The 16,952-nt window shown below is 58.4% G+C and carries 14 protein-coding genes; 5 read left to right on the top strand and 9 right to left on the bottom strand.

Features of this window, described 5'->3' with window-relative positions; genetic code table 11:
- The first annotated feature begins 26 nt into the window (after positions 1–26).
- Entirely contained in the window at positions 27–692 is a 666-nt protein-coding gene (msrA, locus tag A8B82_RS22010) for a peptide-methionine (S)-S-oxide reductase MsrA (RefSeq protein ID WP_067298132.1), read from the top strand.
- A 104-nt stretch (positions 693–796) separates the two neighbouring features.
- Here msrA and A8B82_RS22005 read toward each other — a convergent pair whose 3' ends face one another.
- The 3 genes from A8B82_RS22005 to A8B82_RS21995 all read right to left on the bottom strand — a co-directional run bounded on the left by A8B82_RS22005 (position 797) and on the right by A8B82_RS21995 (position 5,732).
- The gene (locus tag A8B82_RS22005) at positions 797–1,672 is read right to left on the bottom strand and encodes a ribokinase (RefSeq protein ID WP_067297482.1); all 876 of its coding nucleotides are present in this window, start codon (positions 1,670–1,672) and stop codon (positions 797–799) included.
- Positions 1,669–3,927: an NADP-dependent malic enzyme gene (locus A8B82_RS22000; RefSeq protein ID WP_067297479.1), complete on the bottom strand. Its 2,259-nt coding sequence runs from the start codon at positions 3,925–3,927 to the stop codon at positions 1,669–1,671. Before A8B82_RS22000 ends, A8B82_RS22005 begins: the two co-directional genes overlap by 4 nt.
- Before the next feature lie 74 nt (positions 3,928–4,001).
- On the bottom strand, positions 4,002–5,732 hold the full coding sequence (locus A8B82_RS21995) for a glycosyltransferase 61 family protein (protein ID WP_067297476.1): 1,731 nt from the start codon (positions 5,730–5,732) through the stop codon (positions 4,002–4,004).
- A 165-nt stretch (positions 5,733–5,897) separates the two neighbouring features.
- On the opposite strand from A8B82_RS21995, the gene mutS reads away from it, so the two are divergent.
- On the top strand, positions 5,898–8,519 hold the full coding sequence (gene mutS, locus A8B82_RS21990; protein WP_067297474.1) for a DNA mismatch repair protein MutS: 2,622 nt from the start codon (positions 5,898–5,900) through the stop codon (positions 8,517–8,519).
- A gap of 48 nt (positions 8,520–8,567) precedes the next feature.
- On the opposite strand, the gene A8B82_RS21985 is transcribed toward mutS, so the two are convergent.
- Both A8B82_RS21985 and hrcA read right to left on the bottom strand, forming a co-directional pair.
- The gene (locus A8B82_RS21985; RefSeq protein ID WP_067297471.1) at positions 8,568–9,131 is read right to left on the bottom strand and encodes a nucleotide exchange factor GrpE; all 564 of its coding nucleotides are present in this window, start codon (positions 9,129–9,131) and stop codon (positions 8,568–8,570) included.
- Between the two features lie 9 nt (positions 9,132–9,140).
- Complete coding sequence (hrcA, locus tag A8B82_RS21980; protein WP_067297468.1) at positions 9,141–10,205, bottom strand: heat-inducible transcriptional repressor HrcA; 1,065 nt, start codon at positions 10,203–10,205, stop codon at positions 9,141–9,143.
- Between the two features lie 96 nt (positions 10,206–10,301).
- Between hrcA and rph the strand changes: the two genes are divergently transcribed.
- From rph to hemW, 3 genes are read left to right on the top strand one after another with little or no spacing between them, the layout of a single operon-like run.
- Positions 10,302–11,015, top strand: a complete 714-nt coding sequence (rph, locus tag A8B82_RS21975; protein ID WP_067297466.1) for a ribonuclease PH — start codon at positions 10,302–10,304, stop codon at positions 11,013–11,015.
- Entirely contained in the window at positions 11,012–11,623 is a 612-nt protein-coding gene (rdgB, locus tag A8B82_RS21970; RefSeq protein WP_067297463.1) for an RdgB/HAM1 family non-canonical purine NTP pyrophosphatase, read from the top strand. Before rph ends, rdgB begins: the two co-directional genes overlap by 4 nt.
- On the top strand, positions 11,616–12,773 hold the full coding sequence (gene hemW, locus A8B82_RS21965) for a radical SAM family heme chaperone HemW (RefSeq protein ID WP_067297461.1): 1,158 nt from the start codon (positions 11,616–11,618) through the stop codon (positions 12,771–12,773). Before rdgB ends, hemW begins: the two co-directional genes overlap by 8 nt.
- Here hemW and A8B82_RS21960 read toward each other — a convergent pair.
- The 4 genes from A8B82_RS21960 to mnmG are packed head-to-tail and all read right to left on the bottom strand — an operon-like array spanning position 12,770 to position 16,940.
- On the bottom strand, positions 12,770–13,669 hold the full coding sequence (locus A8B82_RS21960) for a ParB/RepB/Spo0J family partition protein (RefSeq protein ID WP_067297459.1): 900 nt from the start codon (positions 13,667–13,669) through the stop codon (positions 12,770–12,772). The genes hemW and A8B82_RS21960 overlap by 4 nt on opposite strands.
- A 10-nt stretch (positions 13,670–13,679) precedes the next feature.
- Positions 13,680–14,480 (bottom strand): ParA family protein, encoded by an 801-nt coding sequence (locus A8B82_RS21955; protein ID WP_067297456.1) that lies wholly within the window; start codon positions 14,478–14,480, stop codon positions 13,680–13,682.
- Entirely contained in the window at positions 14,473–15,081 is a 609-nt protein-coding gene (gene rsmG / locus A8B82_RS21950; RefSeq protein ID WP_067297453.1) for a 16S rRNA (guanine(527)-N(7))-methyltransferase RsmG, read from the bottom strand. The genes A8B82_RS21955 and rsmG overlap by 8 nt, the downstream gene beginning before the upstream one ends.
- On the bottom strand, positions 15,078–16,940 hold the full coding sequence (mnmG, locus tag A8B82_RS21945) for a tRNA uridine-5-carboxymethylaminomethyl(34) synthesis enzyme MnmG (RefSeq protein ID WP_067297450.1): 1,863 nt from the start codon (positions 16,938–16,940) through the stop codon (positions 15,078–15,080). The genes rsmG and mnmG overlap by 4 nt, the downstream gene beginning before the upstream one ends.
- Positions 16,941–16,952 lie beyond the last annotated feature (12 nt).

Raw genomic sequence — 16,952 nt, 5'->3', positions numbered from 1 at the left:
GACAGGGCTGATGCATGGAGGTGAAAATGAAGAAGCTGACACAGGTCAAGGCACTGGTGCTGGGCGCGTTGATTGCCGTCGGGCTGGTGGTGCAATCGGGCAGCGCGCGGGCCGCCGGCACCGAAACGCTGACAGTCGCGGGCGGCTGTTTCTGGTGTGTAGAAGCCGATTTTGAATCCGTGCGCGGCGTGAAAGAAGCCGTTTCCGGCTTTGCGGGCGGCACCACGCCGAACCCGACCTACAAACAGGTCACCGCGGGCGGCACCGGCCATTACGAGGCGGTCCAGATCACATTCGATCCGGATGTTGTCAGCCGCGACAGCCTGCTGGCCATGTTCTTTCGGTCTGTCGACCCGACTGATGCAGGTGGTCAGTTCTGCGACCGCGGCGAAAGCTACCGCACTGCGATCTTTGCGGCCGGACCGGCGCAAAAGGCAGCGGCGGAAAAGGCCAAGGCGGATGCACAGATGCAATTGGGCCAGACAGTGGTCACGCCAATTCTGGGGGCTGTGCCGTTCTACCCTGCTGACGCTTACCACCAGGACTATTACAAGAGCAGTGACAGGCTTACATTCAGCAGCGTCGGCATCGGGGTCAAAAAATCCGTGGCCTACAAACGCTATCGCAATGGCTGCGGTCGGGACGCGCGTGTGAAACAGCTCTGGGGCAGCGCGGCACCCTTCGTCAGCTAAAGCGCCCCGCCTTAAACTTGAATCGCCGATACCCTGCCGCGCTTCGCGCTCTCGGGACATCGGCGATACGGAGTGTATCAGGTTAAAGGCGGGACGCTGTAGAATCAGGTCCCGAAATCGTGGTCCTGGATATCCTTGAGATCCGGGATCACATCAGCGGTGCCTTGCCGGGCCACCATCAACGCACCCGCCTTCTGCGCAAGCTCGATCGCTTCGGGCATCTCCATGCCCCGGTCCAACGCGGCAACCAGATAACCGGTAAAGGTGTCCCCCGCGCCGGTCGTATCCACAACCTCGGCCTTGAAAGCCGGAAAATCGCGATGTGTCCCGCCAGCGCCGGAAATCCAGCGGCAACCATCTGCGCCCAGCGTGACGACAATGTCAGCGACAGGCAGATCGCCCAGCGCCGTGCCGGTTGCCTTCTCCAGCTGCGCCGCCTCGACCGCGTTCAGGATCATCAGATCGACATGTTCGATGATCCGGGTCACGCTGTCGGCCTTGAAGGGTGCCGCGGCGTAGGCAACCCGCATCCCCAACAGTCTGGCCGTCTCTGCGGCAAAGGTCTGGCCCAGGGTCTCGTTCTGCATCAGCAGGAAATCACCGGGCGACGCCTCTGCCAGCGCCGCGCCGATCATCTGATCGGTGATCATATGGTTGGCACCGGGGAACAGCACGATGTTGTTCTCACCCGCCGCGTCAATGTTGATGTTCGCATGGCCCGTCGCGGTGTCGATCACGGTGATATGCGCCGTCTCGACCCCGTACTCCAGCAACCTCGCCAAGGCCCAGGTGCCGTCCTGACCCACAGCACCGATGTGCATGACCCGCGCCGCCGCCCGCGCGGCGGCAACGGACATGTTTGCGCCCTTGCCCCCCAGCCCCTGCCGAAAGCTGGTCGCGGCAATCGTTTCTCCCGGTCCGGGCAGATGCGGCAGGCCATAGAAATTGTCCGCATTGATCGAGCCGAGATTCCAGATCATTCGCCGACCTTGCAGGCCGCAAGAATAGCCATGTTCAGGATGTCATTGGCCGTGGAGGTGGTGGAGCAGATCTGAATGCTCTTATCCAAACCTGTCAGGATGGGGCCGATCACCGTGGCACCCGCCATCTCTTGCATCAGCTTGACCGAAATGCTGGCGGAATGGCGCGCAGGCACGATCAGGATGTTCGCGGGGCCAGTCAGACGCGAGAACGGATATTGCTTTTGCGCGTTGGTGTTCAGCGCCACGTCCACCGTCATTTCGCCTTCATACTCGAAATCGACACCGCGCGTATCCAGGATCTCGGGCGCGAGATGCATCTTTTCCGCCCGCTCGGACACCGGATAACCGAAGGTGGAGAAGCTGACGAAGGCCACCCGTGGCTCAAGCCCCATGTGCCGCGCCACGGCAGCGCCGCTTTCGGCGATGTTGGCCAGGTCGTTCTCATTTGGCCATTCATGCACAAGCGTATCCGCGATGAAAACGATCCGCCCCTTGTGCAGCAGCGCGGTAAAACCGGCAGCACCGTGTTCGGCATTTGCCTCAAACACGTGGTTCAGCCGTTCCAGCACATGCGCCGACTTGCGGGTGACACCGGTGACCAGACCGTCGCCATGACCATGCGCCAGCATCAATGCGCCGAACACATGCCGGTCGCGGGCCGCGAGACGGTGAATGTCCTTGCTGTCAAAGCCACGGCGCTGGAGCCGCTGGTAAAGAAAATCCTTGTAGGTGCCCAGATGATGGGTGTTCGCCGCATTGACAACCTCAAGCTCTCGCACCGCATCTTCCATGCCGGCCGCTTCCAGTTTCGCCTTTACGTCCGGTTCGCGCCCCACAACCAGGGCTTTGCCCAGACCGGCACGCTGGTACATCACCGCCGCCCGCAACACGCGCGGATCGTCGCCTTCGGCAAAGATCATCCGGGCCTGGTTGTTGCGCGCCCGCGCGTTGATGCCGCGCAGGATGTTTGCCGTCGGGTCCATCCGGGACTTCAGGTTCAGCTCATAGGCGTCCATGTCGATGATCGGACGGCGGGCCGCCCCGGTGTCCATGCCAGCCCGCGCAACAGCAGGCGGAATGCGGTGGATCAATCGGGGGTCGAACGGGGTCGGGATGATATAATCGCGCCCAAAAGTCAGCGTCTTGCCATAGGCAACCGCCACCTCGTCCGGCACATCCTCGCGGGCGAGATTGGCCAGCGCATGGGCACAGGCGATCTTCATCTCGTCGTTGATGGCGCGGGCGTGAATGTCGAGCGCCCCGCGAAAGAGATAGGGAAATCCAAGCACGTTGTTCACCTGGTTCGGATAATCGCTGCGCCCCGTGGCCACGATGGCATCCATGCGCACGGCATGGGCTTCTTCCGGCGTAATTTCCGGGTCGGGATTCGCCATGGCAAAAATCACCGGATTGTCCGCCATGCTTTCAACCATCGCGGGCGTCACCGCACCCTTGACGCTGACGCCCAGGAACACATCCGCCCCCTTCATCGCCTCGTCAAGCGTACGCAGCTTGGTGTTCGCGGCATGGGCCGATTTCCACTGGTTCATGCCCTCGGTGCGGCCTTGATAAATGACGCCCTTGGTGTCGCACATGATGCAGTTGTCATGTTTGGCCCCCATCGACTTGAGCAGCTCTAGACAGGCGATGCCAGCGGCCCCGGCACCATTCAGCACGATGCGCACATCCTCGATCTTCTTCCCCGACAGATGCAGCGCGTTGATCAGACCTGCGGCGCAGATCACCGCAGTTCCATGCTGGTCATCGTGAAAGACGGGAATATCCATCTCTTCCTTGAGACGCTGTTCGATGATGAAACATTCGGGTGCCTTGATATCCTCAAGGTTGATCCCGCCGAAGGTCGGACCCATCAGACGCACCGCGTTGATGAACGCTTCGGTGTCTTCCGTATCAAGCTCGATGTCGATGGAGTTCACATCCGCGAACCTTTTGAACAGGACTGACTTGCCCTCCATCACCGGTTTGGACGCCAGCGCACCCAGATTGCCCAGCCCCAGCACAGCGGTGCCATTTGAAATCACCGCCACAAGGTTGCCCTTGTTGGTGTAATCATAGGCCGTTTCCGGGTTCTGCGCGATCGCCTCGCAAGGCACCGCAACGCCGGGCGAATAGGCAAGGCTCAGATCACGCTGTGTCGTCATCGGGACAGTTGCGGTGATCTCGAACTTGCCCGGACTCGGCTCAAGGTGGAACGCAAGTGCTTCTTCGGAGGTGATACGGTTGTTTGACACAGACGGGACCCTTTGAATTTTTGGGACTAATAGCCGTGAATCGGCCTATGCACAATCTCGGCCCAGGAACCGGTTCAGGTGATGTAGCGCACCCATTCATGGTTTTTCACAAAGGCGCTGTGCCGTTCGGGGAAATCGGACTGAAGCCGGGACAGCGCCCAGCGGATCACCTGCGGGCGTTCACAGCGGTTCGCGCACCAAATGATCCGGATCAGGGTTTGCCAGCGGGTCGGGTCCGCCTTGAAGGATTTGTCCAGCGCGACAAGCTCTGACTTCGGCTCGTCCAGCTCCTTGTGGCAATCGGCCTTCAAGATGCAAAGCTCGACATCCTCTGTGACCATTTTTGCGTGTTGCTCCAGCACCGCAACAGCGCGGGCCGCAGACCCCGCCTGAAAAAGCTCCCGCGCCAGCCGCGCCACGGCATCGACAGACTTCAGGTCGGGGATATGGCCAAGGATGCTGACAACAAACGCCATGATCTGCGCGACAGCCGCCTCCGATACCGCAACTGGAACAATGCTGTCTTTGCCGAAATGTGGCTCTACCAAGGGATCATCGGCATTGAAATCCGCGAAAAAGCTGATGTATTTGCACTGCGACGCATTGGCCAGTGGCCAGAAATCACCCCACCTGAATTGCGCTGTCTGCAAGGTTCCGATCTCGATGACATGGGCATCGGGACTGGCAAAAAGCATATTCGCAAAGCCCGCCCCGTGATATGAGATCATCACCTCGGCCCGCGCCATCAGGGCAACCTGTTCAAGAGGGTGCAGGTTCTCGAACACGACATATTCAAAGTCGAACAGGCCAAGATGCTCCAACAGCAGGTCCTCGCCTGCCATATGTCTGTCACGGCTCTGCCGCGAGTCACGCCCGACAAAGAACCGGGTCGGCAAATGCGGGAATTCCTCACCCTCGATTGCAGCCAGCGCCCGTTGGCGCAGGGCAAGCAACATATTGCTGACCGAATTCATCGCAAGGTTGGCGTTATTTTTGGTGTTCAGCAGATCTTCGTCCTGATCAACGGCAGCGGGGGCAAGGGCCGCAATCCCTTGCAGCATCTCCGCTGGCATCTGCGCATGTCCGCCAATAAAATCATAGGCGGTCAACACCTTGTCGTATTCCTTTGGCGCGCGTTCGAAAAAGACCCGCCCGGCATACTCGGGGAAAAGCGCCTCGACGAAGGCTTCGGTAAAGGGGCGGTGTTTCTCCTCGGCGTTGGGGAAATGGAAATAGATGTTTCCCTGAAACTCCAGATCATCCAACAGGGTCAGCTGGGGCAGCGCTTCGGTCAGGAAGTGATAAAAATTGAACGTGTTCCGGCACTCGACCGCAAAGGGAGTATCAGGCTCTAACACAGCAGAATACAGCGGTAACTGCCGCGATGTGTTGGTACTGCGACATCCGGCCAGATAGGCATCCAGCATCATGTCCACATCAAAATCCGCGTCTTCGTTTTCCCAACGATACCGGTTGATCAGGCGCGTCCCGGATGCACCGCTCAGCAACAGCCGATCATGCGCCATGATATAGGATTTGCGAAAACTTGCCTGCTCCAGAACCACCGGAACCGCGTTGAATTCAAGCGCCTTGCGAAACACCTTCTGCTTTTTCGTCACGGCAAGAAAAGAACTGATTTTTTTGTTGATCTCTTCATGCGCGCTGGCTGCGAAACCCTCGATCACCGTGCGTGGCATCGGCCGCCAGATAAAATCCGGCGCGCGCAGCAGGCTGATCCCCTCGTCCACCCATGGATTCAGGAACAGGGTCTCGGGCGGGAATTTCAATTCGATCTTGTTGCGCAAAGGATCGGCGTCTTTCTGGGGCTTGGATGTTGGCAACGTTTCTAGCACGCCTGTCCAACCCGTCCACCGCGAACAATCACGCCGCCCCTTTCACTGCGCGACCTGTTTTTGTACAGACACACAATAAAGGGAGAAAACCGGGTGAGCAGCGAAAAAGTAACGCCGATGATGGCGCAGTACCTGGAGCTGAAGGCGGGCTATGCCGATGCGCTGCTGTTCTATCGCATGGGCGATTTCTACGAGATGTTCTTTGACGATGCCGTCGCGGCGGCGGAGGCGCTGGATATTGCCCTGACCAAACGCGGCAAACACGCGGGCGATGACATCCCGATGTGCGGCGTCCCGGTCCATGCAGCCGAAGGATACCTGCTGACGCTGATCCGCAAGGGGTTCCGCGTTGCCGTCTGTGAACAGATGGAAAGCCCGGCAGAGGCCAAGAAACGCGGCCACAAATCCGTTGTGAAACGTGATGTTGTGCGGCTGGTCACCCCCGGCACGCTGACCGAGGAAACGCTGCTGGAGGCGCGTCGGCACAACTATCTTGCTGCCTTTGCCGAGGTCAGGGACGAGGCGGCGCTGGCCTGGGTCGATATCTCCACCGGTTTCTTTCAGGTGATGGCCCTGCCCGCGGTCCGGCTTGGCCCGGAACTGGCCCGCCTTGCCCCCGCCGAGCTGATTGTCTCCGAGACACGGGAAGCGGACTATCGCCATCTGGAATCAGAGTTCGGCACCGCCCTGACCGGCATTGCGCGATCCGCCTTTGACAGCACTAATGCCGAAAAACGGATTTGTGCGCTCTATGAGGTTGGCACGCTGGACGCCTTTGGCAGCTTCACCCGCGCTGAAGTCTCAGCGATGGGCGCGCTGATCGACTATCTGGAGATCACGCAAAAGGGCAAGCTGCCGCTGCTGCGCCCTCCGCAAAAGGAAAACGAAGCGCGCAATGTCCAGATCGACGCGGCCACGCGGCGGAACCTGGAACTGACCCATGGGCTGAATGGTGGGCGCGCGGGGTCGCTGCTGGCGATCATGGACCGGACATGCACAGCCGGTGGCGCGCGCCTTCTGGAACGGCGCATTTCCAGCCCGTCGCGTGTGTTGGAGACGATTTCGCAGCGGCTGGAGGCCGTAGCATACGGTTATCAAAACACCCGCGTTACCCGGCAAATCAGGGACACCCTGCGTAAGGTGCCAGATCTGGACAGGGCGCTGTCGCGGCTGTCGCTCGACCGCGGCGGACCAAGGGATCTTGCAACGATCCGAAACGGGTTGGCCGAAGCCACCCTGCTGGCCCAAACGCTGCGGGAACAGGATCTGCCGCCCCTGCTGGCAGAGGCCATTGGTGGGCTCGATGGCCATGCCACGCTGACAGACCTGATGGATCAGGCCCTGATCGCAGAACCGCCCTTGCTGGCGAGGGATGGCGGATTCATCGCGCCGGGTTACCACGCCGAACTGGATGAGGCACGGCAACTGCGGGACGAGGGCCGCGGTGTCATTGCGTCCATGCAGCAGAAATTTATCTCTGACACGGGGATTTCCTCGCTCAAGATCAAACATAACAACGTCCTGGGCTACTTTATCGAGACCACGGCAACTCATGCGCAAAAGATGTTGTCCGCACCATTGTCTGAAAAGTTCATCCATCGCCAGACCACGGCCAATCAGGTGCGGTTCACAACCGTCGAACTGTCGGAGATGGAAACCAAAATCCTCAACGCCGGCAACCACGCGCTGGAGATCGAAAAGCAACTGTTCGAAGAGTTGAAACAGGCGGTTCTGAACCATGCCGCCGAAATCGGTCATGCGGCATCCGGACTGGCGGAAATTGACCTGGCCTTCGGGCTGGCCGATCTGGCGCAAGCGGAAAACTGGGTCAGGCCCACGGTGGACAATTCACGCGCCTTTGACATTTCAGGCGGCAGGCACCCGGTGGTCGAACGCGCCTTGCGGCAACAGGCCGGCGATCCCTTTGTCGCGAATGACTGCGATCTTGGTATTGATGGCGATGGCGCGCATATCTGGCTGCTGACCGGGCCGAACATGGCCGGTAAGTCCACTTTCCTGCGGCAGAACGCGCTGATCGCGCTGATGGCGCAAATGGGCAGCTTCGTGCCCGCAGTCAGTGCGCATATCGGGTTGATCAGCCAATTGTTCAGCCGCGTTGGCGCGTCTGACGATCTGGCACGGGGGCGGTCCACCTTCATGGTCGAAATGGTCGAAACCGCCGCGATCCTGAATCAGGCCGACGATCGCGCCCTTGTCATCCTTGACGAGATCGGGCGCGGCACCGCCACCTATGACGGGCTGTCCATCGCCTGGGCCACATTGGAATACCTGCATGATGCAAACAAATGCCGCGCCCTCTTCGCCACCCATTATCACGAGATGACAGCCCTTTCGAACAAGCTGGATGGCGTCGACAATGCCACGGTCGCGGTCAAGGAATGGGAAGGGTCGGTCGTGTTCCTGCACGAGGTCCGCAAGGGCGCCGCAGACCGGTCTTATGGCGTTCAGGTGGCGCAGCTTGCCGGGTTGCCGGAAACCGTGATCGCCCGCGCGCGTGTGGTACTGGAGGCGCTGGAAAAAGGCGAGCGCGAGGGCGGGGCCACGCAAAAGACCCTGATCGACGATCTGCCGCTGTTCTCGGTCAATCCCGCCCCGGCACCGGTGAAACGACAGAAATCCGAAGTTGACGAACAACTTGCCGCGATCATTCCCGACGAACTGACACCAAGGGAAGCGCTTGATCTGCTCTACAAACTGAAAGAGGCGGCCAAAACCTGACCGCCTCTTCATTGTTCTTCCAAATACACTAAATCGACAGTTGCCGCATTAACCTGCGGGCGTCGATGACACGCCAACCTGTGCCGGGCGGAGCAGACGGTCGTGCAGCATGAACCCCTCTGCGGCGACCTGGATGATGTCACCCGCCTTGGTATCGGGAACCGGCGCCTCGAACATCGCCTGATGATGCTTGGGATCGAAACGATCACCCACTTCCGGCGCAATGACTTCGATGCCATGTTTCTTGAACACGTTCAGAAGCTCGCGCATTGTCAGCTCGACACCCTCCAGCAACGGCCCCGACACGGCACGCTGTTCTTCGGTGGCGGCTTCCAGTGCACGCTTCATGTTGTCATAGACCGGCAACATGTCACGGGCGAGCTTTGACCCGCCATAGTTCTCAGCCTCGCGCCGGTCCTTGTCCGACCGCTTGCGCGCGTTCTCGGCATCCGCCAGGGCCCGCATGAAACGGTCCTTCAGCTGATCGCGCTCTGCCCGCAGCTGGTCCAGTTCCAGCGCTTCATCGTCGATTTCCGCCATGCTGTCAGCAAATTCTTCGTCTTCCGCCGCATCAATATCGTCGAGAAAATCATCGTTCTTCGGCTCAGCCATTTTTCCCCTCTAGCTCCGGTCGGAAACCAGTTTTCCGACCAGTTGCGCAGTATAATTTACAATCGGCACAATGCGACCGTAGTTCAGCCGCGTGGGGCCAATCACACCGACGGCCCCGATCACCTTTCGATCAGCGTTCATATAAGGGGAAACCACCAGAGAGGAACCCGAAAGTGAGAAAAGTTTGTTCTCTGAGCCGATAAAAATGCGAACACCGTCGCCACCTTCGGCAAGTTCGAGGAATTCGGCAATATCACGCTTCCTCTCAAGGTCGTCGAACAAGGATCTGATGCGGGCCAGGTCCTCCTCTGCCGCGTCGATTCCCAACAGATGGGACCGTCCCCGCACGATCAACCGTTCGGAATTTTCATCATCCCCGGTCCAAAGCGCCAGACCGCTTTCAACCAGTTGCTGCGCCAGAAGGTCAATTTCCTGCCGACGTTCCGTGATCGTCTGTGCGATGCTCCGCTGCAATTCGCTCAGCGTCTTGCCTTCGACAAGGGAGTTCAGGAAATTTGCCGCTTCGCGCATCGAACTGGGTGTCTGGCCCGGTGGTGGCGAGAACAGGCGGTTTTCCACATGACCGTCCGAAAACACCAGAACAACCAGCGCGCGGTCATGAGAAAGCGAAACAAACTCGATATGTTTGATCGGCGCCTCGTGCTTTGGCGTCAGGACCAGCGATGCGCCCTGCGTGACACCGGACAATGCCGAACCGACCCGGTCCAGCAAGCCGCTGACATCAGACACGTTGTCGCCCAGGGTTGCGTCGATCTTTTCACGGTCCGTTTCGGTAGGATCGCCAAGCTCGATCATGCCATCCACGAACATGCGCAGCCCCAGTTGCGTCGGAATACGGCCCGCGCTGACATGGGGCGAGCCCAACACGCCCATGTATTCCAGGTCCTGCATGACATTGCGAATCGTTGCCGCGCTGACCTTTTCACTGAAGTCGCGGGTCAATGTGCGGGATCCGACTGGATCACCGCTGGCAAGATAGCCTTCGACAACCCGGCGAAACACCTCGCGGGACCTTTCGTTCATCTCATTCAAAAGATCCGAAGTTTCACTCATGCCACCAATAAAGGTGCCATTGGGGGAAACGTCAATCGGGGTTGCATCGTTGCGGTGCTGGGCGCTATGCCGATGGCAGTTCAAAAAGGATGATCCATGCGACCTTCAGGCCGGAAACTCGATGAAATGCGCGCTGTCTCAGTTGAGGTCGGCTTTACCAAACACGCGGAAGGCTCCGCCCTGATCAAGGTGGGCGATACTCATGTTCTGTGCACCGCCACAATCGAGGATCGGGTGCCGCCTTTCATCAAGGGCTCCGGGCTGGGCTGGGTGACGGCGGAATACGGCATGTTGCCCCGCGCGACCAACACGCGGATGCGCCGCGAATCCGCCATGGGCAAACAAGGCGGCCGGACCGTCGAGATTCAGCGCCTGATCGGCCGGGCGTTGCGCGCCGGGGTCGACCGCGTCGCCCTGGGTGAACGTCAGATCACAATCGACTGTGACGTGCTGCAAGCCGATGGCGGCACCCGTTGCGCCTCCATCACCGGCGGCTGGATCGCGCTGCGCCTTGCGGTGAACAAGCTGATGAAGGCAGGCGATGTCATTTCCGACCCGCTGGTCGATCCCGTTGCTGCCGTCAGCTGCGGCATCTATGCGGGCCAGCCGGTGCTTGACCTGGATTACCCGGAAGATTCCGATGCCGGCGTCGACGGCAATTTCATCATGACCGGCACCGGCAAGTTGATCGAAATCCAGATGAGCGCAGAGGGATCGACCTATTCCCGCGATCAGATGAACCAGTTGATGGATCTGGCCGAAAAAGGCGTTTCCGAACTGGTCGAACTCCAGAAATCCGTTACCGCATGACCCGCAAATTCACCGAGACCCGTATCCTCTTTGCCACCCATAACGCGGGCAAGCTGGAGGAGGTGCAGCAATTGTTCGCGCCTTACGGCGTCTCGGTTGTCGGTGCCGCCGAGATGAACCTGCCCGAGCCGGAAGAGACGGAGAACACCTTTGTCGGCAACGCACGGATCAAGGCGCATGCGGCCACAAAGGCCACGGGCATCCCCGCCCTGTCCGATGATTCCGGGATCGAGGTCGAGGCGCTGGATAACGCACCCGGTGTCTATACCGCCGACTGGGCCGAAACGCCGAACGGCCGGGATTTCCTGATGGCGATGACCAAGACCCACGACCTGCTGGAAAAGGCGAACGCCCCCCACCCCCGCCGGGCAAGGTTTTGCGCGACAATGGTCCTGGCCTGGCCTGATGGCCATGACGAGGTGTTCGAGGGAACCGTGAGCGGCACTCTGGTCTGGCCAATCCGGGGAGAGCTTGGGCACGGCTACGACCCGATGTTCCAACCTGACGGGCATAAACAAACCTTTGCGGAAATGACCGCCGATCAGAAGAACGCCATCAGCCACCGCGCGGATGTCTTCGCCAAGCTGATCAACGGCTGCTTTGACTGAAGATTGGCAAAACGGGGGCTTTGGCCTTTATATCCATTGGCCCTTTTGCGAGGCGAAATGCCCCTATTGTGACTTCAACAGCCACGTCAGCCGCCGGATCGACCACTCCGCATGGCGGGACGCCTATCTGGTGGAATTGAAACGGGCAGCCGTCGAAACAAAAGGCCGCGTGCTGAATGCGGTATTCTTCGGAGGTGGCACGCCCAGCCTGATGGAGCCGGAAACGGTCGCAGAGATCATCAACGCTATCCGGGCGCATTGGCCCACCGCCAACGATCTGGAAATCACGTTGGAGGCGAACCCGAGTTCGGTTGAGGCAGGCAGGTTCGCTGGTTTCAAACAAGCAGGCATCACCCGCGTGTCCATGGGCATTCAGGCCCTGAACGACGCAGACCTGCGCCGGCTGGGACGGCTGCACAATGCAGCGGAGGCGCTGGCCGCTTTTGACATCGCCCGCAACGAATTTGATCGCGTCAGTTTTGACCTGATCTATGCCCGGCAGGATCAATCCCTCGCGGAATGGGAGGCCGAGCTGAAACAGGCACTATCCCTCGCGATAGATCATTTATCCCTCTACCAGCTGACAATCGAAAACGGGACGGCGTTTGGCGACAGATACGCCAAAGGCAAACTGCGCGGCCTGCCTGACGACGACCTTGGCGCCGATCTTTACAGCTTGACGCAGGACATCTGCGGCACCATGGGCATGCCCGCTTACGAAGTATCGAACCATGCCCGCGACGGCGCGCAATCCCAGCACAACCTGATTTATTGGCGCTATGGGGATTATGTCGGCATCGGCCCCGGCGCGCATGGCCGCCTGACCATTGGCGGGCAAAAGTGGGCGACAGAATGTTACGGGCAGCCGGACCGCTGGCTAACTGGGGTTACTGAACTCACAAGTGAAAAGCCCCGCAGCCTGTTGTCCGGAATGGATCAGGCGGCGGAATATCTGCTGATGGGCTTGAGGCTCAAGGAAGGGATCGACCCCGCACGCTATGCGGCCCTGGCCGGAGAGACCCTGGACCCGGCGGCCCTGGAGCACTTGGTTGAAATTGGCATGGTTGAGCCAGAGAAGAGACGAATAACCGTTACAGATCAAGGGTTTATGGTTATGAACTCGGTGATCGAAGCCCTGCTCCCTGGTTAAGACCCGCCCAGAATCCGGCAAAGCTCATCCAGTTGCTCAAGCGAGTCATATTTGATCACCAGTTGGCCGGATTTATGCCCCGACTTGTGATTCAGCGTCACCTTCATGCCAAGTGAGGCCGACAGATCGCCCTCAAGCGCCCTGGTATCGGCATCCTTTTCGTCTTTTGACGCCGTATTCGATGGTGATTTTGCAGGGCCTGAGTCTCCCTTCAACTCGTTCTTGACCAAAGCTTCGGCGGCGCGGACTGAAAGGCCGCCTTTGAAAATCGCCTGCGCCAGTTTCAGAGGGTCAGATGCCGGAATAAGGGCCCTTGCGTGCCCCGCACTGAGGTCACCGCCACGCACCATGTCGATCACCGCGTCGGGCAGCGTCAAGAGCCTCAAGAGGTTTGCGATATGGCTGCGGCTTTTTCCCAGCGCCTCTGCCATCTTTTCCTGCGTATGGCCAAACTTGTCCATCAATTGCCGGTAACCCGCCGCCTCTTCGATCGCGTTCAGGTCGGCACGCTGAATGTTCTCGATGATCGCAACTTCCAGCACCTCGGCGTCCGAAAAGTCGCGGACGATGACAGGCAGTTCATGCAGTTGTGCCAGCTGCGCAGCCCGCCAGCGGCGTTCGCCAGCGACAATTTCGAAACTGCCATCTGAGCGCGCACGAACAATAAGGGGCTGGATCACACCCTTTTCGCGGATGGAGGATGCAAGATCGTTCAGGTCCGATTGCTCAAACCGCTTTCTTGGCTGATCCGGGTTCGGTGAAATCCTCTCTATCGGGACAAACTGATCCGCTGCTGCAACCCCCTGGGCCGCGACCCGCTCCGATTCAGTGACATCCGACATCAGGGCAGACAGGCCTCGACCCAAGCCGCGTTTCCGTTCCTGTTTGTCTGCCATGTCGTTTTCCTCAGATTGAGTTGTTACTGATCAGTTCTTTTGCGAGCGCGCGATAGGCCGATGCACCTTTTGACGAGGTGTCATAGGTCAGGACGGGCATGGCAAAACTGGGTGCCTCGCTGACGCGGACATTCCGGGGGATGACGGTCTTGAAAACAAGATCCCCCAGATTGCTCCGGGCGTCGTTCTCCACTTGTTGGGACAGGTTATTCCGCCTGTCATACATTGTCAGAACCACACCTTCGATGCGCAAGTCCTTGTTACCGCTTTGCCGGACTTCGCGGATTGTCAGCATCAACTGCGAAAGCCCCTCCAAGGCGAAAAATTCGCTCTGCAAGGGAACAAGGATGGAATGCGCCGCGATCATCGCGTTGACTGTCAGCAGGTTAAGTGACGGCGGACAGTCAATCAGAATATAATCCAGGGCAAAGGCGTCCATGGCGGTCTGCCTGAGCGCATCATGCAAGAGAAAGCTGCGCTTTTCATTTGAAATCAGCTCGATATCGGCAGAGCTCAGATCAATTGTCGCCGGGACAATGTACAAACCGTCGAAATCCGTCTCCTGAATGACTTCATCCAGGGAGATATCCTCAAGCAGCAATTCGTAGGTCGTAAACTCACGCGCGTCACTTTCCACACCCAAACCGGTGGAAGCGTTCCCTTGCGGATCAAGATCGACCACAAGAACGCGTTTGCCGGCCTCAACCAATGCAGCCGCCAGATTGATGGAGGTTGTTGTCTTGCCGACTCCCCCTTTCTGGTTTGCAACCGCAATGATTTTCGGCCCTTGCGGACGGGACAGGTCAGACACGCGATACATCCTTGATCAGCAAAATGGCGGCTTCAGCGCTGGTCTTACTCTTAACGGGCTCGAGGGTATATGACCACAATTCTCGTGCGGCTTCATCCTCTTTTCGCCAATTCTGGCCTTTGGGAAAGATGGCTGTTCCGGTCCGAACCAAGTGCAAATCTGCGTATTCCAGAAGGGTTGGCAGATCAGCCAACGCCCGCGCCGAAAGCACATCGGCGCACAAGGACGGCATTTCTTCGTTCCGATCGGCAATGACAGTAGCGTTCAAGCCAAGCTCCCGGATCGCCGTTCTTAGAAAGGTGGCCTTGCGCAGATCGCTTTCCACCAAGGTGATCTTGGCATCAGGTTGTGCCTCTTTTCCAATAATGGCGATGACGATACCGGGAAACCCTCCACCGCTGCCCAGATCCACCCAATGATCAAATTCCGGTGCCAGTTCAAATAATTGAGCCGAGTCAGCGACATGCCGCTTCCAAATATCACCGACACTCGCCTTTGAAATCAGATTGATCTTGACCGTCCACCTTTCCACCAACGCGGAAAACTGCAAAAGAAGATCAGATGTTTCACGTGAAACATTCAAGCCGTCCAGAGATGTCATGCCCGCAACCGATTATCCAGACGCCGCAGGCGCGACAGCAGCAAGGTCAAAGCCGCCGGTGTCATCCCCTCAATCCGCGCCGCCTGAGCCAGATTGGCAGGTTTGGCCTGGATCAACTTTCCCTTCAACTCGTTCGACAGCCCTTCGAGGGCATTGTAATCGAAGCCATCAGGAATCTTGAACCCTTCATCTTTGCGAAGAACATCAATGTCTTTCTGCTGCCTGGCAAGGTAATTGGCATACAGCGCATCGTATTCCACCTGCTGCTTGATTGGCCCGTCCAGTGCTTCAAGCTCCGGAAACAGCGGCTCAAGATCCGAGAAACCGACGTTTGGAAAGGACAGCAATTGCATGCCGGTCCGTCGGCCCCCATCGCGGCTGATCACAACATCAATGTCGGTAAGCTCTTTTGGCGTGAAGCTCCGTTCTTCAAGAGTTGCTTTTGCCATGGTCAATTTGGAGAGTTTCTGTTCAAAAACCTCTTTTCTCCGCTCAGATACGCAGCCGATCACGATGGCCAGAGGTGTCAGCCGTTGATCCGCGTTGTCGGCCCGCAGTGACAGCCGGAACTCGGCCCTGGACGTGAACATTCTGTAAGGCTCCGTCACGCCACGGGTTGTAAGATCGTCAATCATCACACCGATATAACTTTCTGCGCGGCTGAACACTATTTCCGGCTGCTCCCGCACTGAACGCACCGCATTCAATCCCGCAACCAATCCCTGCGCTGCCGCTTCTTCGTACCCGGTTGTTCCGTTGATCTGACCCGCAAGGAACAGCCCCTGCACATCTTTCAGCTCAAGGTTTGATTTAAGCGATCGTGGATCAACGAAGTCATACTCAATCGCATAGCCGGGTTGAAGGAGGACAGCATTTTCCAACCCCTTGATCGAGCGCACATAGGCTTCCTGAACGTCCTCAGGCAATGAGGTGGAAATTCCGTTTGGATAAATCGTATGATTATCCACCCCTTCAGGCTCAAGAAATATCTGATGCGATGTCTTTTCAGCGAAACGGACAACCTTGTCTTCGATGGACGGGCAATATCGTGGCCCTGTTCCTTCGATCATCCCTCCGTACATCGCGGAGCGATCAAGGTTCTTTTGGATAATTTCGTGGGTCCGTTCGTTCGTATGGGTAATCCCACATGATATCTGTTGTGCTGAGACCTGGTTGGACAAAAAAGAGAAAAGCACCGGGTCATCATCCCCCGGTTGCATTTGCAAATCCGTCCAATCGATTGTTCGCCCATCCAGCCTTGGCGGGGTCCCGGTTTTCAGACGCCCCATGCGCAGATCGAATTGGTCAAGCCGCTTTGCCAAACGGATCGACGGACGATCCCCCATTCTGCCGCCAGAATGTGATACGTCACCAATATGAATAAGGCCGCGCAGGAAGGTTCCGGAAGTGAGGATCACGGCTCGCGAGTGCAGTTTGGCACCCGTTGCCAGCTCGACACCCGCAACTTTCTGCCCATCAATTATCAGATCGACAACTTCGCCCTCAACAATGGACAAATTCAGTTGATTTTCAGTCTCCCGCAGCATGGCCTGCCGATATAGCTTGCGGTCCGCCTGGGTTCTGGGGCCTTGAACCGCCGGGCCTTTCCGCCGATTCAGCAACCGGAACTGGATTCCGGCTTCATCCGCAACACGGCCCATCACGCCATCCATCGCGTCAATCTCTCGGACAAGGTGGCCTTTTCCCAGACCGCCGATGGCTGGATTGCAGGACATCACACCAATATCCTCACGCCGCATGGTAACAAGAGCGGTCTCCGCGCCCATACGCGCCGCAGCATGCGCAGCTTCCGCGCCGGCGTGGCCCCCGCCGATGACAATCACATCAAAATGTTTCACGTGAAACACTCC

Origin of the sequence: Sulfitobacter sp. EhC04 (assembly GCF_001650875.1) — a bacterium.
GTDB lineage: Bacteria > Pseudomonadota > Alphaproteobacteria > Rhodobacterales > Rhodobacteraceae > Sulfitobacter.
Note: the sequence above shows the minus strand (reverse complement) of the source record. Positions and strands in the feature narration are given on the sequence as shown.